This is a genomic window from Nocardiopsis sp. N85, assembly GCF_028882275.1.
Classification (GTDB): domain Bacteria; phylum Actinomycetota; class Actinomycetes; order Streptosporangiales; family Streptosporangiaceae; genus Nocardiopsis; species Nocardiopsis lambiniae.
Map to the genome: position 1 here is coordinate 18,458 of NZ_JARBUT010000007.1, position 25,356 is coordinate 43,813.

The 25,356-nt window shown below is 71.1% G+C and carries 23 protein-coding genes and 1 pseudogene; 10 read left to right on the top strand and 14 right to left on the bottom strand.

Annotated elements, in window-relative coordinates; all coding sequences use genetic code 11:
* Positions 1-106: 106 nt before the first annotated feature.
* Entirely contained in the window at positions 107-1,489 is a 1,383-nt protein-coding gene (locus tag PWG71_RS11545; RefSeq protein ID WP_274809928.1) for an amino acid permease, read from the bottom strand.
* Between the two features lie 305 nt (positions 1,490-1,794).
* Between PWG71_RS11545 and PWG71_RS11550 the strand changes: the two genes are divergently transcribed.
* The 3 genes from PWG71_RS11550 (at position 1,795) to PWG71_RS11560 (ending at position 4,626) form a co-directional block, all read left to right on the top strand.
* Positions 1,795-3,093, top strand: coding sequence for a sensor histidine kinase (locus tag PWG71_RS11550; protein ID WP_274809680.1), 1,299 nt, complete (start codon positions 1,795-1,797; stop codon positions 3,091-3,093).
* Positions 3,090-3,737, top strand: coding sequence for a response regulator (locus tag PWG71_RS11555; RefSeq protein ID WP_274809681.1), 648 nt, complete (start codon positions 3,090-3,092; stop codon positions 3,735-3,737). Before PWG71_RS11550 ends, PWG71_RS11555 begins: the two co-directional genes overlap by 4 nt.
* 148 nt (positions 3,738-3,885) lie before the next feature.
* On the top strand, positions 3,886-4,626 hold the full coding sequence (locus tag PWG71_RS11560) for a class I SAM-dependent methyltransferase (protein ID WP_274809682.1): 741 nt from the start codon (positions 3,886-3,888) through the stop codon (positions 4,624-4,626).
* A gap of 58 nt (positions 4,627-4,684) precedes the next feature.
* On the opposite strand, the gene PWG71_RS11565 is transcribed toward PWG71_RS11560, so the two are convergent.
* The gene (locus PWG71_RS11565; protein WP_274809929.1) at positions 4,685-5,440 is read right to left on the bottom strand and encodes an alpha/beta fold hydrolase; all 756 of its coding nucleotides are present in this window, start codon (positions 5,438-5,440) and stop codon (positions 4,685-4,687) included.
* A 320-nt stretch (positions 5,441-5,760) separates the two neighbouring features.
* Between PWG71_RS11565 and PWG71_RS11570 the strand changes: the two genes are divergently transcribed.
* On the top strand, positions 5,761-5,988 hold the full coding sequence (locus PWG71_RS11570) for a hypothetical protein (RefSeq protein ID WP_274809683.1): 228 nt from the start codon (positions 5,761-5,763) through the stop codon (positions 5,986-5,988).
* Positions 5,989-6,096: 108 nt separating this feature from the next.
* Here PWG71_RS11570 and PWG71_RS11575 read toward each other — a convergent pair whose 3' ends face one another.
* Together PWG71_RS11575 and PWG71_RS11580 are read right to left on the bottom strand one after the other, a co-directional pair.
* Positions 6,097-6,897 carry an exodeoxyribonuclease III gene (locus PWG71_RS11575; RefSeq protein WP_274809930.1) on the bottom strand — a complete coding sequence of 267 codons (801 nt, stop codon included), beginning with the start codon at positions 6,895-6,897 and terminating at the stop codon, positions 6,097-6,099.
* 148 nt (positions 6,898-7,045) lie between these two features.
* Positions 7,046-8,032, bottom strand: a complete 987-nt coding sequence (locus tag PWG71_RS11580) for a tyrosine-type recombinase/integrase (RefSeq protein WP_274809684.1) — start codon at positions 8,030-8,032, stop codon at positions 7,046-7,048.
* Between the two features lie 137 nt (positions 8,033-8,169).
* Between PWG71_RS11580 and PWG71_RS11585 the strand changes: the two genes are divergently transcribed.
* Positions 8,170-8,724, top strand: a complete 555-nt coding sequence (locus PWG71_RS11585; protein ID WP_274809685.1) for a pyridoxamine 5'-phosphate oxidase family protein — start codon at positions 8,170-8,172, stop codon at positions 8,722-8,724.
* A gap of 69 nt (positions 8,725-8,793) precedes the next feature.
* Here PWG71_RS11585 and PWG71_RS11590 read toward each other — a convergent pair whose 3' ends face one another.
* Complete coding sequence (locus tag PWG71_RS11590) at positions 8,794-9,876, bottom strand: acetate/propionate family kinase (RefSeq protein WP_274809931.1); 1,083 nt, start codon at positions 9,874-9,876, stop codon at positions 8,794-8,796.
* Positions 9,876-12,224 carry a phosphoketolase family protein gene (locus tag PWG71_RS11595; RefSeq protein ID WP_274809686.1) on the bottom strand — a complete coding sequence of 783 codons (2,349 nt, stop codon included), beginning with the start codon at positions 12,222-12,224 and terminating at the stop codon, positions 9,876-9,878. The genes PWG71_RS11590 and PWG71_RS11595 overlap by 1 nt, the downstream gene beginning before the upstream one ends.
* A gap of 849 nt (positions 12,225-13,073) precedes the next feature.
* On the opposite strand from PWG71_RS11595, the gene PWG71_RS11600 reads away from it, so the two are divergent.
* Positions 13,074-13,337: a hypothetical protein gene (locus tag PWG71_RS11600; protein WP_274809687.1), complete on the top strand. Its 264-nt coding sequence runs from the start codon at positions 13,074-13,076 to the stop codon at positions 13,335-13,337.
* 207 nt (positions 13,338-13,544) lie between these two features.
* Here PWG71_RS11600 and PWG71_RS11605 read toward each other — a convergent pair whose 3' ends face one another.
* The 3 genes from PWG71_RS11605 to PWG71_RS11615 form a co-directional block, all read right to left on the bottom strand.
* A complete protein-coding gene (locus tag PWG71_RS11605) occupies positions 13,545-14,282 on the bottom strand; it encodes a VOC family protein (RefSeq protein ID WP_274809688.1) in 738 nt (245 codons plus the stop codon).
* 462 nt (positions 14,283-14,744) lie between these two features.
* Positions 14,745-15,470, bottom strand: coding sequence for an NADPH-dependent F420 reductase (locus PWG71_RS11610; RefSeq protein ID WP_274809932.1), 726 nt, complete (start codon positions 15,468-15,470; stop codon positions 14,745-14,747).
* Entirely contained in the window at positions 15,448-16,497 is a 1,050-nt protein-coding gene (locus tag PWG71_RS11615; protein WP_274809689.1) for a GlxA family transcriptional regulator, read from the bottom strand. The genes PWG71_RS11610 and PWG71_RS11615 overlap by 23 nt, the downstream gene beginning before the upstream one ends.
* Positions 16,498-16,567: 70 nt before the next feature.
* On the opposite strand from PWG71_RS11615, the gene PWG71_RS11620 reads away from it, so the two are divergent.
* Complete coding sequence (locus PWG71_RS11620; RefSeq protein ID WP_274809690.1) at positions 16,568-17,527, top strand: NADP-dependent oxidoreductase; 960 nt, start codon at positions 16,568-16,570, stop codon at positions 17,525-17,527.
* A 58-nt stretch (positions 17,528-17,585) separates the two neighbouring features.
* On the opposite strand, the gene PWG71_RS11625 is transcribed toward PWG71_RS11620, so the two are convergent.
* The 3 genes and pseudogenes from PWG71_RS11625 to PWG71_RS11635 all read right to left on the bottom strand — a co-directional run bounded on the left by PWG71_RS11625 (position 17,586) and on the right by PWG71_RS11635 (position 20,783).
* On the bottom strand, positions 17,586-19,091 hold the full coding sequence (locus PWG71_RS11625) for an amidase (RefSeq protein ID WP_274809691.1): 1,506 nt from the start codon (positions 19,089-19,091) through the stop codon (positions 17,586-17,588).
* Between the two features lie 216 nt (positions 19,092-19,307).
* Entirely contained in the window at positions 19,308-19,511 is a 204-nt protein-coding gene (locus tag PWG71_RS11630) for a hypothetical protein (RefSeq protein WP_274809692.1), read from the bottom strand.
* Positions 19,512-19,526: 15 nt separating this feature from the next.
* A pseudogene (locus tag PWG71_RS11635) lies at positions 19,527-20,783 on the bottom strand (IS3 family transposase).
* A gap of 168 nt (positions 20,784-20,951) precedes the next feature.
* Here PWG71_RS11635 and PWG71_RS11640 point away from each other — a divergent pair.
* Complete coding sequence (locus PWG71_RS11640; RefSeq protein ID WP_274809693.1) at positions 20,952-21,182, top strand: hypothetical protein; 231 nt, start codon at positions 20,952-20,954, stop codon at positions 21,180-21,182.
* A 459-nt stretch (positions 21,183-21,641) separates the two neighbouring features.
* Positions 21,642-22,052 (top strand): hypothetical protein, encoded by a 411-nt coding sequence (locus tag PWG71_RS11645; RefSeq protein WP_274809694.1) that lies wholly within the window; start codon positions 21,642-21,644, stop codon positions 22,050-22,052.
* Here the strand turns inward: PWG71_RS11645 and PWG71_RS11650 are convergent.
* Together PWG71_RS11650 and pabB are read right to left on the bottom strand one after the other, a co-directional pair.
* The gene (locus PWG71_RS11650; protein ID WP_274809695.1) at positions 22,004-22,609 is read right to left on the bottom strand and encodes a DUF4291 domain-containing protein; all 606 of its coding nucleotides are present in this window, start codon (positions 22,607-22,609) and stop codon (positions 22,004-22,006) included. The genes PWG71_RS11645 and PWG71_RS11650 overlap by 49 nt on opposite strands.
* 44 nt (positions 22,610-22,653) lie before the next feature.
* Complete coding sequence (pabB, locus tag PWG71_RS11655) at positions 22,654-24,648, bottom strand: aminodeoxychorismate synthase component I (protein ID WP_274809696.1); 1,995 nt, start codon at positions 24,646-24,648, stop codon at positions 22,654-22,656.
* Between the two features lie 152 nt (positions 24,649-24,800).
* Here pabB and PWG71_RS11660 point away from each other — a divergent pair, with 152 nt between their 5' ends.
* Positions 24,801-25,019, top strand: coding sequence for an SHOCT domain-containing protein (locus PWG71_RS11660; RefSeq protein ID WP_274809697.1), 219 nt, complete (start codon positions 24,801-24,803; stop codon positions 25,017-25,019).
* The last annotated feature ends 337 nt before the right edge of the window (positions 25,020-25,356 follow it).

Genomic DNA, 25,356 nt, shown 5'->3' on the forward strand with positions numbered 1-25,356 from the left:
CGGCCTCGGACCGGGCCTCCCGCCGCCCCCGCCCACGGCCCCCGACACGCCGCGGGCGCCGACCCCCGGTGGGGGAGCGGCGCCCGCGCTCACGACCTCGCCCCGGTCAGGGGGCCGCCGGATCCCGGCGCAGCCCGTCCGCGTCGGGACGGCCCCCCACCACCAGCACCCGGTCGGTGGGCGGCGTGCCGATCCGGCGGCGCACCTCGTAAACGGCGAGCGCCACCACCACCGCCCCCAAGGACGTCAGCAGCGCCGGACGCTGGTCGGGGATGATCAGCATCGCCGCGGCGATGATCACCAGACCGGCCAACGTCGCCCAGGTCAGGTAGGGGAAGAGCCACATGGCGAAGCCCAGCCGCTGCGGCTCGCGCTCGCGCACCCGGCGCCCCACCACCAACTGGGAGGCGCAGATGGTCACGAACAGCACCAGCAGGATCGCGCCGATGGAGGCCACCAGGAACGGGAACACCCGCCCGGGGAACAGGTACTCGGCCACGGCGGCGACGTATCCGACCAGGGTGCCCGCCAAGATGGCCCGCACCGGCACACCGCGACGGTTGGCCCCGCGCAGCACGTGCGGCGCGTCGCCCTGGCGGGTGAGGGTGAACAGCATCCGCGAGGAGGTGTACATCGCGGCGTTGAGCACGCTCAGCACGGCGATGAACACGACGATCTCCATGATCAGGGCCGCACCCGGCACCCCGATGTGCTCCATCACCATCACGAAGGGGCTCACCCCCGGTTCGACCGTGTTCCACGGCACCACCATCACCACGACCAGGATGGAGGCCACGTAGAACAGGCCGATCCGCCACAGGACGTTGGTGACCGCCGAGGCCACACCGCGTTCGGGTTCGGCGCTCTCACCGGCGGCGACGGTGATGATCTCCACACCGCCGAAGGCGAACAGCACCACCACGGTGGCGGCCAGGACGGCCGTCCACCCGTGGGGCGCCACTCCGCCGTGCTCCCAGAGGTTGGCGATGGAGGAGCCGTCGGCGCCCCGCCACAGCCCCAGCGCCCAGGCGCCCCCGATGAACAGGAACGCCACGATGGTGGCGACCTTGATCATGGAGAACAGGGACTCGGTCTCGGCGAAGACGCGTACCGAGATCAGGTTGGCCGCCGTCATCGACAGCAGGACCGCCAGGGCCAGGACCCAGGCCGGCACCCCGGGGATCCATCCCGCGAGGAGGGTGGCCCCGGCGACGGACTCGGCGGCCACCAGGACCGCGTACATCCACCAGTAGACCCAGCCGATGGTGAAACCGGCGCGCGGGCCGAAGGCCAGGCGCGCGTAGTCGGAGAAGGAACCACCGGCCGGCACGGAGACGACCATCTCGCCCAGGGCCCGCAGGGTCAGGAAGACCAGGGCGCCGGCGATGGCGTAGGAGAACACGGCGGCGGGTCCGGCCATCTGGACGACCGTTCCGGAGCCGATGAACAGGCCGGCCCCGACCGATCCGCCGATCGCGATGAGCGCCATGTGTCGGCGCCGCAGGGTGTGGGCCAGTCCGGTGGTGGTGGACCGTGGGGTGTTCGCCGCGGGGTTGGGCGGCGTTGTACTTCTCGTCACCCGTTCAACATTAAGAGCCTCAGGCCACCGGTGAGAGCACCGCCCCCACGGAAAACACCCGATCGACCCATCACCGGACATGTGACGGGGCGAGCACAACGACCTTCGCCCGCGTGATCGGCGACCGCCCACCCTGACGCCCACCGACACGCCGACCCGCGCCATCCCCACCACGGGGGAGGCGCCCCGCCGCCCCGCTGTGCCACCATCACCCTGTGCGCCACCTCATCCCGACGATCGCCCTCGCGATCCGACCCTTCACCAGCGCCCACACCTACCGGCGCTGGGTCCACCTGGTCATCGGCGGCGCGCTCCTGACCCCCTACGCCATGGCCGGTCTCGTCCTGGCGGGCCTTCTCACCCAACGCGGCTCCACCCTGGCCCAACCCGGCCCGGCCGCCTGGATCCTCGGCCTGGCCCTCACCCTGGCCGCCGTCGCCGCCACCGCCCGCATCCCCGGCGTGGCCGCCGCCCAGCACCAACTCGCCCGCGCCCTCCTGCGCGGCCCCCTCGGCGACCTGCCCGACACACCCCCCGCGCCCGGCCCCCGCGCCACCCTCTGGGCCTGGCTGCACGGCCTGATCGGCATGGCCGTCTGCCTGGCCACCATGACGGTCCTCACCGAAGCCGCGCTCCTGGCCATCGCGCCCCTGGCCGTGGACCCCTACACCGTCTCCCAAGGACCCCTCACCATCCTGGGACACGACACCCTCACCCGCGCCCAACGCCTCCTGGGCCCCCTCCTCGGCCTGACCCTCCTCCTCGCCCTCATCGCCGCCATCGCCCTGACCGGCCACCTCATGGCCGCCCTCGCCCCCCGCCTCCTGGGCCCCTCGCCCGCCCGACTCCTCGCCGACGCCCAGGCCCGCGCCCGCACCCTCGCCGAGCGCAACCGCCTGGCCCGCGAACTCCACGACTCCCTCGGCCACGCCCTGTCCGTCGTCACCCTCCAGGCCGCCACCGCCGCCCGCCTCATCGACACCGACCCCGACTTCGCCCGACAGGCCCTCACCCACATCGCCGACCAGGCCCGCACCGCCACCGCCGACCTCGACCACGCCCTGGGCATCCTGCGCGAGGACACCCCCGCCCCCACCGCACCGCCCCCCGACCTCACCCACCTGCCCCACCTCGCCGACACCACCCGGCACACCGGCACCGACCTGCGCCTGGACACCACGGGAGACCCCACCACCGTCCCCGCGCTCCTCTCCCGCGAGACCTACCGCATCGCCCAACAGGCCATCACCAACGCCCTCACCCACGCCCCCGGCCGATTCCTCACCCTCACCCTGGCCATCACCCCCGGTCACCTCCACCTCACCGCCACCAACCCCCTCCCATCCCGACGCCCCCTCGGCCGACGCCGCACCGGCGGCCGCGGCATCACCGGCATGCGAGAACGCGCCCACCTGCTCGGCGGCACCCTCACCGCCGCGCCCGCACCCGCCGACCACCCCACCCACTGGACCCTCGATCTCACCCTGACCTGGAAAGACACAGAAACCCCATGATCCGGATCGCCCTGGTCGACGACGAAGCCCTCATCCGCGCCGGACTGGCCGCCCTCATCGACGCCGAACCCGACATGGGCGTCGTCGGCCAGACCGAGGACGGCACCGGCGTCCCCGACATGGTCGCCCGCACCCGCCCCGACCTGATCCTCATGGACGTGCGCATGCCCCGCCTCGACGGCATCCAGGCCACCCGCACCCTCACCGCCCGCCCGCACCCGCCCCGCGTCCTGGTCCTGACCACCTTCGACAACGACGCCCACGTCTGGGACGCCCTGCGCGCCGGCGCCACCGGATTCCTCCTCAAACGCACCCCGCCCGAGGGCATCCTCGCCGCCCTCCGCATCGCCCACCGCGGCGACACCCTCCTGTTCCCCACCGCCCTGCGCGACCTCGCCGCCACCCGGCCACCCGCACCCACCCCCGCGGCCCGCGCCGTCACCACCCTCACCCCGCGCGAATCCCAGACCCTCACCCTCATCGCACAAGGCCTCACCAACACCGAGATCGCCACCCGGCTGCACCTGGGCAATGAGACCGTCAAGACCCACGTCTCCAACATCCTCACCAAACTCGGGGTCCGCGACCGCACCCAGGCCGTCATCGCCGCCTACGACGCCGGACTCGTCCGCGCCCGCCGCTGACCCACCCCGGGGGAGGGGACGAACCACGACGAACCCACCCCGATCACCCGACCACCGACACGACACGCCCACAACCGGCCCAACAACAGGTGAAACCACTGCTACGTTCGGCACTCACACCCCCGACACACCCACCCGGGAGCCGCACGTGCCGACCATCGACCTGGATCACATCAGCGCCCTCTACCGCACCCACCGCGACGACCTCGCCCGCGCCCGCGACCACATCCGCGCCCTGCCCGCCCCCGCCCCCGCGCCGACCCTCGACGACATCGAAGCCGAGATCACCTACCTCCTCATCCGCCACCACACCCCCGACCACGTCGTGCGCATCGGCACCACCCACAGCACCGCCACCGCCTGGACCCTCGCCGCCCTCCGCGACAACGGCACCGGCCGACTCCACACCTTCGACACCCACGACCCCCACCCCCACCACCTCCCGCCCGGCATGGACCCCGACCGGTGGAAGCACACCAAAGGCGACGTCCGCGCCAAACTCACCCACCTGCCCCCGCACACCGGCCTGCTCACCCTCGACACCGCCCACGGCGGCTGGTTCGCCCGCTGGTACCTGCACCACCTGCTGCCCACCCTCCGCCCCCACACCCCCATCGCCGTCCACGGCGTCTTCCGCCACCCCCGCACCGCGCCCTTCACCGAAGGCGCCCTCGTCCTGTCCTGGCTCGCCAACAACACCACCGGATACTTCACCGCCTCCGCCGCCCGCGCGCCCCACACCCACCAGGCCCTCACCGACCTCAAAACCGAGCTGACGCTGAACACCCCCCTCACCACCACCCGCACCGACCCCGCGATCTTCTTCCACCTGCCCGCCCGACCCGCACCGCCCTCACCCACCCGACCCCGCGCCCACGCCACCGCCTGAGGGCACGAAAAAAGGGGGCGGCCCACGGCCACCCCCTCATACGGAACACCGGCACGGATCAGGCCCCGTCGACCTCCATCGACCCCTGCTCCCGCATCCCCAACTCGCGCACCCACACCACATCCGCGGCATCGGACACGATCCGGGTGAAGTCCACCGGCTGGTCCAGGCTCACCATGTGACCCGCACGCGGCACGTTCAACAACCGGCCCTCCACGCAGGCCTCGAAGAACTGCCGCTCATGGATCCGGAAATGATCCCGCGCCCCGTTGATCAACCACACCGGGCCCGGATACGACGCCAACGCCGGCAACGGGTCCATCTCCGCCACCGCGTCGATCACCGCCGTGGCCGCCTCCACCGCCAACCCGCCGTCCAACACCGCGTCCGCCGCGGTATCGCGCAACGTCAGCCGGTGGAACCGCTCATTGAGCGTGGCCCCCTTGTCCGGCAACCGATCCATCAACACCGCCGGAATCCGGTACACCTGCGCCAGCGACTGGGCCGGCTTGGCCGTGCAACTGGCCGCCACCAACCCCGCCACCTTCGCCGGAGCCGCCGCCGCCGTCGCGATCGACACGAAACCGCCCAGACTCAACCCCACCACCAACGCCCGACCCCCCACGGAGTCGATCGCCTCCAACACCGTGTCCACGGCACGCCCCAGCGAGAACTCCTCACCCCGCCGCGCCCCGTGACCCGGAAGATCCGGCGCCACCACCCGACGCCCCTGCTCCACCAACAGATCCACCTGGGGACGCCACATGCTCCCCGAGACCCGCAACCCGTGCACCAACACGATCGGAACACCCACCGGAACGCCCACGCACCCCACCCCCCACACCTGGTAGCGCACCGTCACCGGCGCATCATCGGACCAATGCCCCGCACGATACGGGATACCCGCTCCACACGACGAGCCCGACTTCGGACCGCCCACGTAATACACGCACAAGGGTTACGACCCCGCACACGAACTCCGCGGGGTCGAGAACGAATCGCGCGCTCTACGTCGACAAGGAGGCCCGCCGCTCGCGCACCGGCCGAAAGATCCGGCAAGAGGAGACCCGGGCGCTGGAGCGCCGCACCGAAACCCTCGAAACAACACCCCGCACCGAAGCCCGGACCGGGATCGTGGAAACCGGCGAGACGTACGCGATGTTCTGGGAGCGCCACGACGTGGCCGAACGCCGTCAGCTGCTCCGTGAAGCCGGAGCCCGAGCAGTCGTGGCCAAGGGACGCGCGGGCGGAGGAACGGAGCGACGCAAAGGCCCGGACGGTAAGCGGTCGACGCTCACCGCAGGTGTGCACACCGCCCCCGCGGTGGTGGAGCCGGAGGGGACGGACCCGGACGAGCTGTGAACACATGGCTCGCCCCGGACATCAACGAGCCACGGCACCGGCCCCACGCGCCCCCATCCCTGTACGGGCGCGGGGGCGCTGGTACGTACCGGATCGGGCCGAGACGCCCTACACGCCGAAAACGACCGTGACGGGCGCGTGATCGGACCACCGTTCCGCGTGCGACGCCGCGCGTTCGACATGTGCTTCGACCGCGCGGTTCGCGATCCCCGGTGTCGCGCACACCAGGTCGATACGCCACCCCGTGTCGTTGTCGAACGCACGACCGCGGTAGGACCACCACGAGTACGGACCCTCCTGATCCGGGAACAACCCCCGCACCACGTCCACGTACCCCGCCTCACCGAACACCCGGTCCATCCATGCCCGCTCCTCGGGCAGGAACCCCGAGTTCTTCACATTCCCCCGCCAGTTCTTCAGATCCGCCTCCCGGTGCGCGATGTTCCAATCCCCGCACACCACCAGATCCCGACCCTGCGCCTCCACCTCCGCACGCCGCCTCACCAGATGGGGCAGGAACGCCTTCATGAAGCGCTCCTTCTCGTCCTGGCGCTCGGTCCCCACCTCACCCGAGGGCAGGTACAGGCTCGCCACCGACACCCGACCGAAATCCGCCTCCAGGTACCGGCCCGCCCCCTCGAACTCCGCCTCGCCGAACCCCACCCGCACCGCGTCGGGCTCCACCCGCGAATACACCGCGACCCCGGCCCGCCCCTTGGCCTCGGCCGGCGCCAACACCACATGCCACCCGTCCGGATCGACCACCTCCGACGGCAACTGCGACGCCTCCGCCCGCACCTCCTGAAGGCACACCACATCGGCCGAAGAGGCCGCCAACCAGTCCGAGAACCCCGGCTCCTTCTTCGCCGCCGCCCGCAACCCGTTCACATTGACCGTCGAGATCGTCATCGTCGTCTGCACCCACACAGACTAGTCACCCCCGCTCCGGGAGGACACCAAGGCCTTCGGGCCGGGCGACGATCCGGGACCGACCGACCCGCGACGGCCGGAACCCTCGTCCCCGAGCGGACACCGGCCCAGGTCGAACGACACCCCCTCACTCCCGCTCGCCCTGCGCCACCAACCTGCGCACCACCCCATAGGTCCGGTTCGACGAGGCCGCCTCCCGCTGCGCCCGCGCCGTCACCTCGATATAGGCCTGCGACGACGCCACCGACGCATGCCCCAACAGATGCATGATCTCCGTGACCGACGCCCCGTCCTCCGCCAACCGCGTCGCGAACGTATGCCGCAACGCGTGCACCAACGTCCCCCGCGCCACCCGATCGTTCACCCCCGCATGCCGATAACACTGCTTCACCAGGTACTGCAACCCACCCCGACGCAACCCCTCACCCCGGTTGTCCACCAACAACGGATCCCCACCGCCCACCGGACCGAACCGCTCCCGCCGCGTCGCCAGGTACACCTCCAGCAGCACCTCCAACGGCCGCTCGATCGGCAACACCCGCTCACCGCCCCCCTTGCCGACCACCCGCACCCGACGCTCGCCCACCCGCCCCGACACCGAATCCACCCGCAACGCCAACATCTCCGCGGACCGCATCCCCGTCAACAACGCCAACGCCAACACCGCCAGATCCCGCTCCGGCCACGGATCCCGCGCCTTGCGCGCCCCCCGGGCCAACGCCTCCAACAACCGCTCCGGCGTGTCCTCGCCCATCAACGGCTTGGGACCCGACGGCCGCACCCTCGGCCGCGGCACCGCCGACATCGGATTACCGGAGATCACCCGCTCCGACACCCAGAACCCGAAGAACCCGTTCCACGTCGACCACGCCCGCAGCACGCTCGACGCCGCCCGCGTCGACGCGAACTCCGCGAACGCCCCCCGCAACGTCGCCACGTCCAACTCCGCCCACCCCAGCTCCTCCGGCCCCACCCCCCGCACCCGGGCCGCACACCCCAACACCCCCGACAGATCACGCCGATAGGCCGCCACCGTGTGCTCCGACGGCTTGGCCGCCCGCCGAGCCACCAGATACTCCTCCACCGCCGCCATCAGACGCTGTTCACCGCTCATGCCCCCAGCATCCCCGATCCGAGCGCGTCGAGCCCCCGACGGGACCGCACGGGGGAACACCCGTTCCCCCGACGCGACGGACAAGCCCACGACACCCACCACGCGCCGACGGACCCCGGGGTGCCAGAATCCCCCTCATGGGAAAGATCCACGACGCCATCGACGACCGCATGGCCCGCCTCCTGCTCGACCAACCCGTCTTCTTCGTCGGCACCGCACCCCTGGACCCCCACGGCCACGTCAACGTCTCACCCAAGGGCATGGCCGGGACCTTCACCGTCCTCGACGAACACCGCGTCGCCTACCTCGACTACACCGGATCCGGCACCGAGACCATCGCCCACCTGAGCGAGAACGGTCGCATCGTCCTGATGTTCTGCGCCTTCACCGGACCGCCCACCATCGTCCGTCTCCACGGCACCGGCCGCACCCTCCTGCCCACCGACCCCGAATTCACCGCACTGCGCCCCCGATTCACCAAACAACGCACCCTCGGCCAACGCGCCATCATCGTCGTCGACGTCCACCGCGTCTCCGACTCCTGCGGCTTCTCCGTGCCCCTCATGGACCTGCGCGCCGACCGCGACCTCCTCGACCGCCACCACGAACGCCGCGACCCCGCCTACTTCACCGACTACCACCGCACCCGCAACGCCACCAGCATCGACGGTCTCCCCGGCCTCCCCACCTGACCCCGCGCACACGAACGGGCGCGGACCCCACGGCCCGCGCCCGCCTCCCGAACAGGGGGGAGAGGCCCCTCAGCCCCCCATCACCTCCCGAGCGCCCCGCGCGATCTGCACGTCCTCACGCGTGGGAACCACCAACGTCCGCACCGAGGCCCCCGCACCCGTGACGTCCGCCTCCCCGTCCACCCCCTCGTTGGCCACCCGGTCCACCGCCACCCCCAGGAAACCCAGCCCCTCCGCCACCGCCCACCGCACCGGCGCCGACCGCTCACCCACACCCGCCGTGAACACCAACACGTCCAACCCGCCCATCGCCGCCGCCATCGCCGCCACCGACGCCCGCAAACGGTGCACGTACACCCCCAACGCCAGCACCGCCGCCTCCTCACCCCGGGAGACCCCCGCCATCACCTCCCGCATGTCCGCCGTCCCCGCCAACCCCGTCAGACCGCCACCGCGTTCCAGCCCCTCCGCGACCTCGTCCGCGTCCAACCCGCCCTGACGCTGCAACCACAGCACCATCCCCGGGTCCACGCTCCCCGAACGCGTCGCCATCACCAACCCCTCCAACGGCGTGAACCCCATCGTGGTGTCCACACACCGCCCCTCCAGGACCGCCGCCAGCGACGCGCCCGCACCCAGATGCGCCGTCACGATCCGCCGCCCACCGGTCCGTTCCGCCGCCACCCCCGACACGTACGCGTGCGACAACCCGTGGAACCCGTACCGCCGCACCCCGAACCGCTCCCGCCACTCCACCGGCACCGCGTACGTGAACGCCTCCGCCGGCAACGACGCGTGGAACGCGGTATCGAAACACGCCACCTGCGGCACCCCCGGCAACGCCTCCGAGATCGCCGCGATCCCCGACAGCGCCTTGGGCTGGTGCAGCGGCGCCAACGGCGTCAACTCCTCCAACCGCCCCACGACGGTCGGATCCAACAGCACGGGGGACACGAACTCCCGCCCGCCGTGCACCACCCGGTGGCCCACCGCGTCGGGGGAGGGGAACCGGTCCAGGAAACCCCGCACCGCCACCGGATCCCAGGCACCCCCCACCAGCTCGATCGTCTCCGACCCCAGCACCGTGTCGTCGCCGTCCACCATGCTCGACTTCAACGTCGACGACCCCGCGTTGACCACCAGGACCCGCATCAGTACGGCCACACCCAATCCCTGATATCCGCCGGGTCCTCACCGTGCTCCCTGGTGTAGGCCCGATGCCGCAACCGCTCGTCCACCATCCGCTGCCGGATGTGCGCCGCCTTCTCCGCCAGCCCCGGCACCCGGTCGATCACATCGATCACCAGATGGAACCGGTCCAGATCGTTGAGCATCACCATGTCGAACGGCGTCGTGGTGGTGCCCTCCTCCTTGTACCCCCGCACGTGCAGCTGCGGATGGTTGCGTCGCCGGTACGCCAACCGGTGGACCAACCACGGATACCCGTGGAACGCGAAGATCACCGGCTTGTCCGAGGTGAACAGCGCCTCGTACTCCGCGTCCGGTAGCCCGTGCGGATGCTCGCTCTCCGGCTGCAACCGCATCAGATCCACCACGTTGACCACCCGCACCCGCAACTCCGGGAACAACCGCCGCAGCAGAGCGGCGGCCGCCAACGTCTCCAACGTCGGCACGTCACCGGCGCACGCCAGCACCACGTCGGGCTCACCGCCCCCATCGGTACTGGCCCACTCCCAGATCCCGATCCCGCGCGTGCAGTGCCAGATGGCCTCCTCCACCGACAGGTAGTCCAGCGCCGGCTGCTTCCCGGCCACCACCACGTTGACGTAGTCCTTGGACCGCAGGCAGTGGTCGGCCACCGACAACAACGTGTTCGCGTCCGGCGGCAGGTACACCCGCACCACCTCCGACGGCTTGTTCAGCACCACGTCCAGGAACCCCGGGTCCTGGTGCGTGAAACCGTTGTGGTCCTGGCGCCACACGTGCGAGGTCAACAGATAGTTGAACGAGGCGATCGGCCGCCGCCACGCCAACCCCCGCGTGACCTTCAGCCACTTCGCGTGCTGATTGAACATCGAGTCCACGATGTGCACGAACGCCTCGTAGCAACTGAACAGCCCGTGCCGCCCGGTCAGCAGGTACCCCTCCAGCCAGCCCTGGCACAGATGCTCACTGAGCACCTCCATCACCCGCCCCCGCCGGGCCAGGTGTTCGTCCACCGGCAGGATCTGCGCGTCCCAGACCTTGTCGGTGACCTCGTACACCGCCGCGAGCCGGTTCGACGCCGTCTCGTCGGGACCCACCAACCGGAAGTTGTCGGGGTTGTGGCGGATGACGTCGCGCAGGAAGTGACCCAGCACCCGGGTCGCCTCGCTGGTGTGGACACCGTGCCCCTCGAACTCCACCCCGTACCGCCGGAAGTCCGGCAGCCGCAGGTCCCGGAGCAGCAGACCACCGTTGGCGTGCGGGTTGGCGCTCATCCGACGCGGACCCACCGGCGGCAGATCGCGCAGCTCCGCCACGGGCTCGCCGTTCTCGTCGAACAGCTCCTCGGGACGGTACGAGAGCATCCACTCCTTCAGCATCCGCCGATGCTCGTCGTTGGTGCGCACCTGCGACAAGGGCACCTGGTGGGACCGCCAGGTGCCCTCGATCCGGACGCCGTCCACCTCCTTGGGGCCGGTCCACCCCTTGGGGGAGCGCAGGATGATCATCGGCCACGTGGGCCGGGGGCCCGTCCCGGAGGCGCGCGCCGACCGCTGGATGTCGGAGATCCGGTCCAACGCCTCGTCCAGGGCCTCGGCCATCCGACCGTGCATGTACACGGGGTCGTCACCGCTGACCATGATCGGGTGGTAGCCGTGGCCCTCGAACCGCTTGAGGAGCTGCTCCTCGGGGATGCGGGCCATGATCGTCGGGTTGGAGATCTTGTAGCCGTTCAGGTGCAGGATCGGCAGGACCGCGCCGTCGTGTTCGGGGTCCAGGAACTTGTTGCCGTCCCAGCTTCCCGCCAACGCCCCGGTCTCGGCCTCGCCGTCGCCGATGATGCAGGCGACCACCAGGTCGGGGTTGTCGAAGGCGGCCCCGAAGGCATGGGAGAGGGAGTAGCCGAGCTCGCCGCCCTCGTGGATGGAGCCGGGGGTCTCGGGGGCGACGTGGCTGGGGATCCCCCCGGGGAAGGAGAACTGACGGAACAGCCGCCTCATGCCCTCCTCGTCGCGGCTGACGTCGCGGTAGATCTCGCCGTAGCCGCCCTCCAGCCAGGCGTTGGCGACGGCGGCGGGGCCGCCGTGCCCGGGGCCCATGATGTAGATCATGTCGAGGTCGCGGGCCTTGATGACCCGGTTCAGGTGGGCGTAGCAGAAGTTGAGGCCCGGGGTGGTGCCCCAGTGGCCCAGGAGGCGGGGTTTGATCTGGTCGGGGCGCAGTTCCTCGCGGAGGAGCGGGTTGTCCAGAAGGTAGATCTGGCCGACCGATAGATAGTTCGCGGCGCGCCAGTAGGCGTCGATGAGGTCGATTTCGTCCTGCCCGATTCCCATGCCGTTGTTCCTCCCTGAACATGGATCCGTATGGTCGTGTCAACGGGGGACTCCGGGATCGGCGTTCACCACCGGGGTGGGGGAGGGGCGCGTCGATCAAGGGCCACGGTAACCGCCGGGGATCGCCGAACTCCAGACGCCGAGCCGAATCGGATCTCTTTGAGGCGGGGGTCCCGGGGGTGAGGGCAGGTCGTCTCTGAACGGTCATAGTGGCTGTTCGAGTGACGAAAAGCATCAAACTTCACAAAGACACGCAAATGATGCATAAAGCATGTTATGCATCAAAACTCGATGGATCGGGGCAGGGGTCCTGCGCACTCCGGGTCCACGCCCGGTGGGGGCGGAGGTGGGGGTGGACCCGGGTCGATCCTTCGGGGGCGGGGGCCGGAAAAAACCCCTGGAACAGGGGAGACGCCCGTGAGGGTCCGAACGTCCTCACGGGCGAGGGCTCCGGCGGCCGGCGGCGGGAGGCTCGACCCGGCCTTCACGCGTCGTCGGGCACCCGAAGGATCCTGGTGACTCGGAGTGGCCGCCCACGCTGGGATCACCCTTCGGGGTCGCCGATCGTCACCTCAGACCTTCGGCGCGCGGCCGCCGGGAGCGTCCTCGTGTGCGATGCCCGGAGGGCCCTGGGACGCACGGAGAACGGGATGCGCGTGAAAAGTCCCGGCGCACCGGGCGTTCCAGCCCCTCTCCGCCCTCACCACTCCACCGCCGATAATGCACATTATGTCAAGTGAAACTCGGAACCGCCCTTCCCCCGGGCGTTCCTGTGACCCCCGTGCGAATCGGCTCGGGCAGGTTGGCTCTCACCTCACAGCGTGGAGAACACAGGAGACGGAGAGACCGATGCGCAGAATCCTTTCGTTGTTCGTGGCCGGGACCGCGATGGCCGGCGCCTGCCTCTTGGGCGGCGCGCCCGTGAGCGCCGCCACGGTGACGCCCTCTGCGGTCACCGAGGCGACGTGGCGGTACCAGGGAACGCACATCATCACCCTCTGTCACCTGATCGGCCGCAACGGCGAACAGTCGGGGGCCTGGCAGGACTACCGGTGCCAGGTGCGCTCCTTCATCGCGCTGGACCCGCCCGCGGACCTGTACGTGCTGCGCTGACCGCGCGGCTCCCCACCTCGGTCGCTTCGGCCCGGACGATCCGGCGATGGCGCCGGGCGGGACGTGCTCCTCCGAGAGCCGGGAAGGGTGCGCCACTCCCCCGCCGATCCCGTGGCGGGACGGGTAGGCGTCAACGTGACCCGCTGGAAGACCCGGGCTTGGCGGTGGCGCCCGACCGGATGCCGGGAGGGTCGGCGCGAGTCCGCGTCAGGCCGGGGTGAGGACGCAGAACTCGTTGCCCTCGGGGTCGGCCAGGACCGTCCACGGCACGTCGCCCTGACCGATGTCGACGGCGATGGCGCCGAGCGCCCGCAACCGGGCCACCTCCTCCGCCTGGTCGTCACCGGGGTACGGTCGGAGGTCGAGATGGACGCGGTTCTTCACGGTCTTCGCGTCGGGCGTGCGGAGGAATTCGAGATACGGGCCGACGCCCTCGGCGGAGCGCAGGACCGCACGATCGTCGGTCACCTCGTGCAGGGTCCAGTCCATCGCCTCGTCCCAGAACCGGGCCATCGCCCGGGGGTCGACGCAGTCGACCGTCACCGCGGCCATCGGCCCGGTGTCCCGGTAGATCTCCCGAGGCTCCAGCACGCGGAACTCGTTGCCCTCGGGGTCGGCCAGGACCGTCCACGGCACGTCGCCCTGGCCGAGGTCGGCGTGCGTCGCTCCGAGACCCTCAAGGCGCGCGACCGACTCCGCCTGATGGGCCACGGAAGTGGTGGCGAGGTCGATGCGCACACGGTTCTTCACCGTCTTGGGTTCCGGGACGGCGACGACGTCGAGGCAGACGGCGACGGGGTCCGGATAGACGAAGCCCTCGGGTTCCAGGTTCGTCACACCGGGTCCCTCGCTGGAGACATCCCAGCCGAGGACCTTCGCCCAGAACCCGCCGAGCGCCGAGTCGTCCTGAGCACTCATATGAATTTGAACAAGCCGAATCGCCATGCCGCCGATCCTACGCAGGGTGTCGGCGAGGAGCGTGTCGCCGGTCGCCGACCGACCCGCGAGTGGATCAGGCGTCCTCCGGAGGGCCGACCGCGATCCCCTGGAGGATCGTTGATGGCCGGGCGGTCCGCACGGATGTGCGGTCCGCGTCGTGGGAGGCGCGCGGGTCGGTCGAGACCTTCGGGCCGCGTGGGACCGTGCACCGGCCCCTCGGGCGTGAGCCGCCGTTGTGGATCGCGGCCTCGGCCGCCGCCGAGTGGGCGGTATCAGGCCCGACAAGGGGTTTCTCACCCCGGAAATGACCCGGTGCCGTACCTGGACGGGTTCGCCGCAGGGGTCTGGCATCAGCGGCGTTCGGGTGAGCGGTTGGACGTCACGGTGGAGGCGCTGGTCCCGCGCTCTCGACCCGCCCGGTGTGAGGCCGTCGCCGAGCGGGTCGAGAGCGGGATCGGTGTCCGGGGTTCAGCCCCGGAAGTCCGCAGGGCGGTCCGAGGAGGCCTGGGCCAGGGCCTCGGTCACGGCCTCCACTCCCCCGCGCAGTCCGTAGACGGGGGTGCCGGGCTGCTGGCGCCAGGAGTCGTCGATGCCTCCGGCGTCGACGGTGTCGAAGCCCAGGGCGTCGACGAGGTCGCGTACGACCTTCTTGGCGGCTTCGTCGTCGCCGGCGACCGGTACGGCGATGCGTTCGGGGTCTCCGGCCGGGCGGGGTCGGTCCAGCAGGTCGGAGGCGTAGGTGCCGTTGAAGGCCTTGATCACCGGGTGGCGCAGGTGGTGTTCCACCCAGCGGCTCTCGGTGAGCCCGTCGTCCTCGATGGCGGCGATGCGGCCGTCGCGTTCGCGCGGGTAGTAGTTGTTGGTGTCCAGGAGGACGAGGCCTTCGGTCGCTTCGGCGAACAGGTCGGTGGGCAGGTCGGGGATGTTCTTGAGGGGGATGGTGACCACGACGACTTCGGCCCCTCGGGCCGCTTCCGCGGTGGTGGCCGGGGTGGCGCCGGTCTCGGCGGCCAGGTCGGTCAGGGTCTGTGGTCCGCGGGAGTTGGCGACCTTCACGTCGTGGCCCAGGGCGGTGAGTCCGCGGGTGAGATTGCCGCCGATGTTGCCGGCGCCGATGATGCCGATCCTCATGGGGACCGTCCTCTCGTTGCGTGGTGCGGTGTCCTCGACGTTAGGACGGCGTGCGCCGGATATCCAATGATGTTCTGGATGTCGGTATCGGAAATCCTATTGCTCTGGTGGGAATAGGGGGTTCGCCTGAGGGAACGGGGTCCGGGGCGCCGCGGAAGGTGCGGCGGTAGGTGATCGGGGACACGCCCAGGGCGGTGCGCAGGTGTTGGCGTAGGGATGTGCCGGTGGCGAACCCGATCCGGCCGGCGATCTCGTCCACGGTCAGGTCGGTGGACTCCAGTAGGTGGCGGGCGCGCTCCACGCGTTGGGCGGTGAGCCAGCGGCCCGGGCTCAGGCCCACCTCCTCGTTGAAGCGGCGTACGAAGGTGCGTCGGCTCATCCGGGCGTGTGCCGCCAGGTCCGCCAGGGACAGGGGTTCGGCCAGGTGTTCCAGGGCCCATTGGCGGGTGGGGGCGGTGCCGGTCCGGTCGGGGTCGGGTACCGGGTGCTCGATGTACTGGGCCTGGCCGCCGTCGCGCCAGGGTGGGACGACGCAGACGCGGGCGACGTGGTTGGCGACCCGGGTGCCGTGGTCGCGGCGGACCAGGTGCAGGCACACGTCCACGCCGGAGGCGGCCCCGGCGGAGGTGAGGACGTCGCCGTCGTCGACGAACAGGACGTCGGGGTCCAGGCGCACGCGGGGGAACCAGGTGCGAAAGGTGTCGGTGAGGGCCCAGTGGGTGGTGGCGGGGCGGTCGTTCAGTAGGCCGGTCGAAGCCAGTACGAACGCGCCGGTGCAGATGGAGACCAGGCGGGTGTCCGGGCGCAGGGAGTCCAGGGCGGCGCGCAGGGTGGGCGAGGGGTGGCGGGTGATGCGGGCGGTGTCGAACGGGGGGATGACGACGGTGTCGGCGTCGGTGAGGAGTTCGGGGCCGTGGTCGACGGTGACGGAGAAGTCGGCGTTGGTGCGTACCGAGGGTCCGTCCAGGGCGCAGGTGCGCACCTCGTAGCGGCCGTCGGCGGCGCCGAACACGCGGGAGGGGATGCCCAGTTCGAAGGGGTAGACGCCGTCCAGGGCGAGGACGGCCACGTGGTGTACGGGGCTGCTCATGGCACGATCTTATTGAAAGATGGCGATCATGCCATGGCGTGGCCCGGGGGCTTTGGGCAGGCTGGGATCCATGAGCGAAACCGATGAGATGACGATGAGGGCGATCTCCCAGGACGTCCACGGCGGCCCCGAGGTCCTGAGGGAGGTGCGCGTGCCCCGGCCGGTGCCCGGGCCGAGCGGGATCCTGGTGCGGGTGCGCGCCGCCGGGGTCAATCCCACCGACTGGAAGCATCGGGAGCACGCCGGGTTCTTGAACCGGACGCCGCTGGTGCTGGGCTGGGACGTGTCGGGTGTGGTGGAGGCGGTCGGGTACGGGGTCACCTTGTTCGAACCCGGCGACGAGGTGTTCGGGATGTTGCCCTATCCGTACGGGGTGGGCTCGCACGCCGAGTACGCGGTGGGGCCGGCCCGGGCGTTCGCGCGCAAGCCCGCCGGGATCGATCATGTGCAGGCCGGGGCGCTGCCGTTGGTGTCGTTGACCGCGTATCAGGCCTTGGTGGACACCGCCGGGGTGCGTCCCGGTCAGCGGGTGCTGATCCACGCGGCCGCGGGTGGGGTGGGGCACGTGGCGGTGCAGATCGCCAAGGCGCTCGGGGCGTATGTGATCGGTACGGCGAGCGCGCCCAAGCACGCGTTCTTGAGGGGGCTGGGCGCCGATGAGGTCATCGACTATCGGAGCGCGGACTTCGTGGAGGCGGCCGGTGAGGTGGACGTGGTGTTGGACCCGTTCGCGGGTGAGACGTTGAGCCGGTCGTTGGAGGTGCTGCGGCCGGGTGGGATCGCGGTGTCGCTGCTGGCCACGACGCCCGAGCACACCGCGAAGGCCGACGGGCTGGGGGTGCGGGCCCGGACGTTGCTGGTGGAGGCCGACCACGCGGGGATGGTCGCCGTGGCCGATCTGGTGGAGCGGGGTCTGCTGCGGGCGCATGTGGAGGAGGCGTTTCCGCTGGCGGACGCGGCCAAGGCGCACGCGTTGGGTGACACCGGTCATGTGACCGGCAAGGTCGTGCTGGTGGTGGACGCCGGGTGAGGTCGTGAAGGGGGGTGCCGCCGTGGGGCGGCGCCCCCCTTTTTTGTTCGCTGCGCGGTCAGGCGTCGGCGGGGTCGGGGAAGGGCACCCCGGTGGGGCGGTGGTGGGCCCAGGGGCGGGCCTGTTCGAGTTGGGCGGCCAAGCGGAGCAGCAGGCCCTCCCCCGCGGCGGGGGCGATGAACTGTACGCCCAGTGGGAGCCCGGCGGGGGTCCGGTGCAGGGGCACCGACATGGCGGGGGTTCCGGTGAGGTTGGCCACCAGGGTGAACGGGGTGGCGGTGAGGTTGTTCATGACCTCGGTGGTGACGAGGTCGGTGCGGGTCACGAGCCGTTCGGTGCGGGTGCGCACCAGGAGGCGTTCGGCGGAGCGCAGCCAGGTCGGTGGGTCCAGGCGGCCGATGGTGAGGGGCGGGCCGGCGATGGTGGGGGTGAGCAGCAGGTCGTGGCGGGAGTGGAAGTCGGTCAGGGCCAGGACGTGGGCGTTCCAGCGGTCGTGGCCACGGACGTAGTCGGCGGCGGTGCGGGCGCGTCCCATGGCGGCCAGGAAGAGGGTGTCGGTTTCGAAGTCGTCGTCGGAGCAGCCGGTGTCGGCCTTGATGCCGTCGACCAGGGCGGCCATGGATCCGTACCAGAGGTTGAGGAAGTCCTCGGTGAGGGCGCGGCCGTCGATGGCGGGTTCGGCCTCCTCGACGTCGTGGCCGAGTGACTCCAGGAGGGCGGCGGCGTCGCGGACGGCGCGGACGGCCTCGGGGTGGACGCGGGTGCCCAGGGGTGAGCGGTCGGTGAAGCCGATGCGCAGTCGGCCCACGTCGTGGCCGACTTCGCGGGTGTAGGGGCGTTCGGGCGGGGCGATGGGGTAGGGCGAGGTGGCCTCGGGGCCGGCCATCACGTCCAGGAGCAGGGCGCTGTCGCGGACGGTGCGGGTGAGGACCCCGTTGACGGAGGCGCCGTGCATGGGTTCGCCCCAGGAGGGGCCGAAGGGGACCCGGCCGCGTCCGGGTTTGAGGCCGAACAGGCCGCAGCACGCGGCGGGGATGCGGATGGATCCGCCGCCGTCGTTGCCGCCGGCGGCGGGGACGACTCCGGCCGCGACGGCGGCGGACGATCCGCCGGAGGAGCCGCCGGGGGTGTGGGCGGTGTTCCAGGGGTTGCGGGTGGGGCCGAACTCGCGGGGTTCGGTGATGCCCTTGGCTCCGAATTCGGGGACGTTGGTCTTGGCGAAGGGTACGAGTCCGGCGTCGAGCCAGCGGCGTACGATTTCGGCGTGGTGGGGGGCGGGGATGTGGCGCAGGGCGCGGTTGCCGGCGGAGGTGGGGAAGCCGGCGTAGTCCTGGAAGAGGTCCTTGAGCAGGAACGGGACTCCGGAGAGGGGGCCTTTCGGGGGGTCGGCGGCGATGCGCCTGGCCTCGTCGTACATGGTGAGGACGAGTGCGTTGAGCCGGGGTTGGACCTGTTCGGCGCGGGTGATGGCGGCTTCGAGGACTTCGAGGGCGTTCACCTCGCCCTTGTCGATGAGTGCGGCCAGGCCGACGGCGTCATGGTGCAGGTATTCGTCAACTCGCATGGCCGGAACCTAACACCGTTGTAGAACATGTTCTAGTTCGGTGGGGGTCACAGCCGCCGGTCTCCCCTCGCGGGCGCGTTCGGCCCGCCCGTCCCAGACCACCCCGGCTCGGGCGACCGTCGCCTCCGGGGGCGGGTACGGGCCCGTGCGCGTGAGGACGGGGGTCGAGGAGGATTACCACAGGATTGAGCGGTAGAGCCGTGGCTCAGTCGGTGTTCACTCGCCGCGCATGGCTTCCTGGGTGGCCTCGACCATGCCTTTCAGGGTCCGACGTGCGCGGGCCAGGTCCTCCGCTTGGGTGTCGATGCGTTCGAGTTCGGAGACGAGCCGGCGCAGGACCTGTGGCGGGCAGCGCTCCCCGTTGTTCTTGATGTGCGGCAAGAGCGCGGCGGTTTGGAGTTGCTTCAGTTCGGTGGACACCTATGAGCTGGGGTTTTACGCGGCCCGGGACCGCTCTCCAAGCTCGTCTTGCATGGCTCTCATGTGACGACGTTCATACTCGGCAGGGCTGAGCTGACCATTCGCGGAATGCCGCCGCCACGGGTTGTAGAACCCCTCGATGTAGGAGAACACCTCCCGCTCGGCGTCGGCACGGGTCGGCAAGCGGACACGGTCGATCAGCTCGGTCTCCAACGACGCGAAGAAGCTCTCGGTGACCGCGTTGTCGTAACACGACCCCGTCCGCCCGGTGGACGGGCTGATCCCTGCCTCCTCGCACCGCCTGCCGAAGGCCAGGCTCGTGTACTGGGTAGGTTCAACCGATCGTTGCAACACCGGGCTGTTGAAGCGAGCGTAGCTGTTCTTCGAAAACCTCGGCCGGGGTCCGCCACCCCAGGACCTTACGGGGCCGATTGTTCACCGCCAGGGCCAGCGCGTCACACACCAGCTCGGCGCGCATGTGCCCGGCCATCGCCCACCCCACGATCCTTCGTGAGAACAGGTCCAGGACCACGGCCAGATAGAGCCACCCCTGGTCGGTGGGCACGTAGGTGATGTCGGCGGTCCACGTGGTGTTCGGCGCGTGGGCGGTGAAGTCGCGACCCACCAGGTCGGGCGGGGCCGAGGCCATCCGGTCCTGAGCGGTCAGGCTCTTGCGGCCGGTGCGGCGGTGCACCCCGACCAGGCCCTGGGCCCGCATGAGCCGGGTGATGCGGTTGCGTCCCGCCCGCAGCCCGTCGATCTCGGCCAGATCGGCCTGGATCCTGGGGGCGCCGTAGGTGCCCCGGGACTTCTTGTGGTGGTGGCGGATCCGCTCGGTCAGCTCGGCGTCGGAGCGTTGGCGGGGACCGGGCCCGGTCCGGGTCCGGCGCACGTGCTGGTAGTGGCCCTGCCGCGACACACCGAGCAGCCGGGTCATGCGGGAGACGGGGTGGTGTGCCTTTTCTTCGTCGATCAGCCGGTGGATCACCTGCTGGTCTCCCGGACGAAGAAAGCCGTGGCCTTGCGCAGGATCTCGCGTTCCTCGCGCAGTTGGGCGTTCTCGCGGCGCAGGCGGGCCAGTTCGGCCTTGTCGTCGCTGGTGGTGCCCTCTTGCTGGCCGGAATCGATCTTGGCCTGGCGAATCCAGTTGCGGATGGTCTGGGCGGAGGGCTCGAACTCGGCGGCGAGGTTCTCGGGGGTGCGGCCGGAGCGGGCCAGCGCGATGATCTGGTCGCGGTACTGCGGTGGGTACGCGGGGCGGGTCTTGGGCACTTCAATCTCCTTGTTCGGCGACAAACTACCCGAAAGCGGGCATCTGTCCACCGAACCGAAGCAACATCAGAGAACACCCGGGCGAACCTTTCCGGACACAGCACTAGGCGCTCCAGCTTTGCCCGACTATCGTCGTGCCCCTACCCCCAGCGCGCCTTTGGAGGATGCGTGAGCACCTGCAGCACCTGCGGACGCCACAAGACCGACAGCCAGTGCGGCTACTGCCTGGGACGGGCGATGGGGGCCGAGATCCAGCGGCGCAAGTACGAGGCCGAGCGTGACCACTACGCGACCGGCGCGGGCGCGAGCCCCCGCAGAGGCGGCGGCGGGTGCGCCCTGCTGCTACTGGCCGCCGCCGCGTCCCCGCTGGCCGCCGAGGCCGCCCGGATCCTCCTGTAGGGGGCGAACCAAGTAAGCCCGAAAGGGGCAACGGCTCCGCCTGACCCTGCCACACCACGAAGTCCCGTCCTCCGGTACTCCCGGAGTCCAGGGCTTTTCGTGTTTTCCGGTCGAGTGCGGCCATGGCCCCTCCCGGCCGGGGCCTGCCTACCGCCGGGGCGGGGAAGGTCACGCCGGGAGCGGGCGCACCGCGTGCCCGCCGGGAAGGAGACCCCTCGTGCACAGGTCCAAGGCCGGCCCGGGTGTCGGCAGTCGGAGCTTCGATCCCCTGGACCCGGTCCCGGCCCCCGAGCACAAGCCCGACTGAGGTCACGGCCAGGTCACGGAAGCCCCCGCGCAACCGGGCGTTGCGCGGGGGTTTTTCGCGTGCCTGGACTGCCTTGGTACAAACCCTCACAAAGGTACGAGCAGGGGCGAAGTGCTTAGCGCCGGATCCTGTTCCGATGTTCCTCAACCCCGGTGTTCGAGAAGCGTCAGACGGCTTCGTGCTCGCGGCCGCGGCGTGCCTACGGCCTTCCCGGCGACCTGGCGGCCGAACTCGCCGCCTTCACCGAACGGCTGGCCGTCACCACCGACCTGGGGACGGCCAGCCGCGACAAGTACCGGCCCAGCACTGCGGCCTTCCTCATTTGGCTGTCCGAGGCCGGGGAGGCCGATGCCCTGGACGGTGCCCCCCTCACCGACCCGGCGGCGCGGGACTGGGCGGTCGGGACGCCGGTCTCCTCCGGGGTCGGGTGCGCCCGCTCCCCCGCCCGCGGCAGGTATCCCGAGCGGGGGCCGCCGTTCCCGGGACGGTCACCGTCGACGACGCGCGTGGCTCCTCAGGGGGCGGGGCGCAGGCGGTCGAGCAGGCCGGGGGTCTCGGGGTAGGGGTGTTCGGCGGGCAGCAGCGCGGCGGCCCCCTCCGTGTCCCCCTGTTGTACCAGGGCGTGGATCCGTCGCGCGGTGGCGGTGACGTCGGTGATGGAGACGAGCCACTCGTCGGCGTAACGGGTGGAGGCCTCGCCCGCCAACCCCAGCTGGAGGGAGCGGTGCTCCAGCGGGTTCAGACGCAGGTCGCGTTCGGGGTCCCACTGCACGCGGACGGGGGCCCGGCGCAGGTCGCGCTTCCAGGCGGCGCGGTCGGCGTGCACGTCGGCCTTGTAGTGGGACAGGCAGGCGTTGCGCAGCGCCCACTCGAACCCGTCGCGGGTGATCTCCACGGCCAGGACGGTCTCCTGGTCCTCCTTGAGCCCCCACCCGCACCGGTACATCATCCACAGGAACGACGGCTTGATCCACGTCATGCGGTCGCGCTTCCACGCCGTGGGGAAGCCGCCCTCACGGGCGGCGGGCAGTCCCAGGCGCGGGGCGTAGGCCTGGTACACGGTCACCGTGGTGTCGGTGTGCCGGGCGCGGATCCGGTAGCGGGGAACGTTGGTTTGCACGACGCACACCTTGGACCGCGGTGTCGGTGGTCCGCAAACCGTTTTCAGCGGCCGCGGGCGGGGACGGCGGCCTTGAGGAGCATCTCCGCGTACTCGTCCTGGGGGTCGGAGTCCAGGACGATCGCGCCGCCGGCGCCGACGGTCAGCCCTCCGTCGTGGCGCACGGCGGTGCGGATGACGATGCTCAGGTCCGCGGCACCGTGGTGCGACAGGTACCCCAGGGCTCCGGAGTAGACGCCGCGCGCCGAGCCCTCCAGGGCGTCGATGATCTCCATGGTGCGCAGTTTGGGCGCGCCCGTCATCGATCCGCCGGGGAAGCAGGCGCGGACCGCGTCCACCGCCGACACCTCGGGGCGCAACCGGCCGCGGACCGTGGAGACCAGTTGGTGGACGGTGGCGTAGGACTCGGTGTACATGAACGCGGGCACCTCGACGCTGCCCACCTCGCACACTCGGCCCAGGTCGTTGCGGAGCAGGTCGACGATCATCAGGTTCTCGGCGCGGGTCTTGGCGCCGGTGCGCAGTTCCTCGGCGACGCGGGCGTCGACGTCGGGGTCGGGGTGGCGGGGCGCGGTGCCCTTGATGGGGCGGCTCTCGGCGTCGCCGTGGCCGTTCACGCGCAGGAAGCGTTCGGGGGACGCGCTGAGGACGCTCATCCCGCCCAGGCGCAGCAGGGCCGCGTAGGGGGCGGGTGAGGCGGCCCGGAGCCGGCGGTGGAAGTCCAGGTCACCGCCGGTGTAGGGGAGGTGGAGGCGGTTGGTCAGGCAGATCTCGTAGCTCTCCCCCGCCGCCAGGTGGCCCAGGCATTCCTTGACGTCGGTCAGGTACCCCTCGCGGGGGCGTTGGAGCAGTCCGGGGAGGTCGACGGGGGTGGCCGCCGGTTCCGGTGCGGGCAGGGGGGCCAGGTCGGCGAGGGCGGCGGCGGTGTCCGCCCGCCAGGTGTCGCCGTCGGGGAGGTCGTCGGCGCAGACCACGTGGGTGCGGCCCCGGTGGTGGTCGATGGCGAGGAACCGGTCGCAGCGCAGCCACACCGCGTCGGGGGTGGGCGCGGTGTGGGCCGCGGCGGCGCCGCAGTCGGCCTTGAGCTCGTAGCCGAAGTAGCCCACGTACCCGCCGGTGAAGTCGAACGGCAGCGGGCTCGGGGCGCGCCCGCGCAGGCGGCGTTCCAGGGCGTCGAAGACGGTGCCGGGCTCCTCGTGCGCGGATCCGTCGGGGGCGCGCACGTGGACCGGGCCGCCCACCCGGTAGGTGAGGACCTCGCCGGTGGCCGCGCCCAGGAAGGAGAAGCGGGCCGGCCCTTGGGGGCGGGAGCTGTCCAGCCAGAACGCGTACTCGGCGTCGCCGTACAGGTGGGCGAAGGCGGCCTCGGCGTCGACGGCGTACGGCAGTGTCAGGGTGCGGGGGGCGGGATGCGGGGGTGTCGGGGGTTCGGGGCGGGCGGGCGGGGCCGGTGCGGGGCGGTCGGGACGGGCCAGGTCCAGGAAGTTGCCGATGAGGGCGGCGCCGTGTTGTCCGGCGATCGACTCGGGGTGGAACTGCACCCCCCACCGTGGCAGGGTGCGGTGTTCCAGGGCCATGACCACGCCGTCCTCGGCCCGGGCGGTGACCGTCAGGGGGGCGGGCAGGGGTTCGGGGACGGCCAGCGAGTGGTAGCGCACCGCGGTGAAGTCCTGTGGCAGCCCTTCGAACAGGCCCCGGCCGGTGTGGCGCACCCGGGTCAGGTGGCCGTGGCGGGGGCGGGGGGCCGAGACCACGTCGGCCCCGGCCAGGTGGGCGATGGCCTGGTGGCCCAGGCACACGCCCAGTACCGGGAGCCGGGTGACGGCCAGGAGTTCGGGGACCCGGCCCAGGTCGCGCGGGTGTTGGGGGCGGCCCGGTCCGGGTGAGATCACGATGGCGTCCACGCCGGCGAGGTCGAGCCGGTCCCAGTCGGGGTCGTCGTTGGTGAGCACGACCGGTTCGGTCCCGGCGACCTCGGCGATCAGCTGGAAGAGGTTGTAGGTGTAGGAATCGTGATTGTCCACGAGCAGAACGCGCATCCCGCCCCTTTTCGTCCGGATGGCGACATCCCAGGTTAAGGCGACCGGCGCGGGGCCCGCGTTGTGCACAGGTCCGGTCGGCCCCTGGTGCGGACCGGTCCGCCCGGGTAGACAGGAAGGTGAAGGGTTCCCTCCGCAGCAGGGAGTACGCCGTGACCGCTTTCTTCGCCACGATCGTGATCCTGGTCATGGTCGCGTTGGGCACCTATCTGGTGATCACGGTGTCGGCCGTGGCCGAGGCCAAGAAGGTCGCGCCCCCGGACCGGTCCCCTCTCCGGGTCGACCGCGCACAGGAGGAGCTGCGGCTGAGATACGCGCGCGGTGAGATCGGCCGCGAGGAGTACCTCCAACGCAAGATCGACCTGGAGTGAGCGGTGCCCGCACTCCCCCGGCCCGGGCGATCCCCGTGTTCCGGGAAGGGGCCGCCGATCGGCCGTCCGCCGTTCCGCCCCGCCCCTGATCCGGTCGGGTCGGGTCGGGTCGGGCGAGGAGATCCCCCTCGGGGGTGGTGTTCGGTTCTCCGTTGGCATCGGGGTGCGGGGCGTGTAGATTGACTCCCGTCCCTGTCGTCTACGAATGAGGTGGACGTTGCGCATCTGAGGTTCGCGATCATCACGCGGCACGGCCTTTCGCCTGCCATCACCCTCGGCCCCGGGCCCTCGGTGATCCGCGTGCATGGAACCTCGGTGCACGAGCCGTCCCCGTCAC

Bases quoted from the DNA above. Each gene is read 5' to 3' on its own strand.
- PWG71_RS11545 (WP_274809928.1), bottom strand. From the start codon at position 1,489: ATGGCGCTCATCGCGATCGGCGGATCGGTCGGGGCCGGCCTGTTCATC.
- PWG71_RS11555 (WP_274809681.1), top strand. From the start codon at position 3,090: ATGATCCGGATCGCCCTGGTCGACGACGAAGCCCTCATCCGCGCCGGA.
- PWG71_RS11575 (WP_274809930.1), bottom strand. From the start codon at position 6,897: ATGACGATCTCGACGGTCAATGTGAACGGGTTGCGGGCGGCGGCGAAG.
- PWG71_RS11580 (WP_274809684.1), bottom strand. From the start codon at position 8,032: ATGAGCGGTGAACAGCGTCTGATGGCGGCGGTGGAGGAGTATCTGGTG.
- PWG71_RS11585 (WP_274809685.1), top strand. From the start codon at position 8,170: ATGGGAAAGATCCACGACGCCATCGACGACCGCATGGCCCGCCTCCTG.
- PWG71_RS11590 (WP_274809931.1), bottom strand. From the start codon at position 9,876: ATGCGGGTCCTGGTGGTCAACGCGGGGTCGTCGACGTTGAAGTCGAGC.
- PWG71_RS11595 (WP_274809686.1), bottom strand. From the start codon at position 12,224: ATGGGAATCGGGCAGGACGAAATCGACCTCATCGACGCCTACTGGCGC.
- PWG71_RS11600 (WP_274809687.1), top strand. From the start codon at position 13,074: ATGCGCAGAATCCTTTCGTTGTTCGTGGCCGGGACCGCGATGGCCGGC.
- PWG71_RS11605 (WP_274809688.1), bottom strand. From the start codon at position 14,282: ATGGCGATTCGGCTTGTTCAAATTCATATGAGTGCTCAGGACGACTCG.
- PWG71_RS11615 (WP_274809689.1), bottom strand. From the start codon at position 16,497: ATGAGCAGCCCCGTACACCACGTGGCCGTCCTCGCCCTGGACGGCGTC.
- PWG71_RS11620 (WP_274809690.1), top strand. From the start codon at position 16,568: ATGAGCGAAACCGATGAGATGACGATGAGGGCGATCTCCCAGGACGTC.
- PWG71_RS11625 (WP_274809691.1), bottom strand. From the start codon at position 19,091: ATGCGAGTTGACGAATACCTGCACCATGACGCCGTCGGCCTGGCCGCA.
- pabB (WP_274809696.1), bottom strand. From the start codon at position 24,648: ATGCGCGTTCTGCTCGTGGACAATCACGATTCCTACACCTACAACCTC.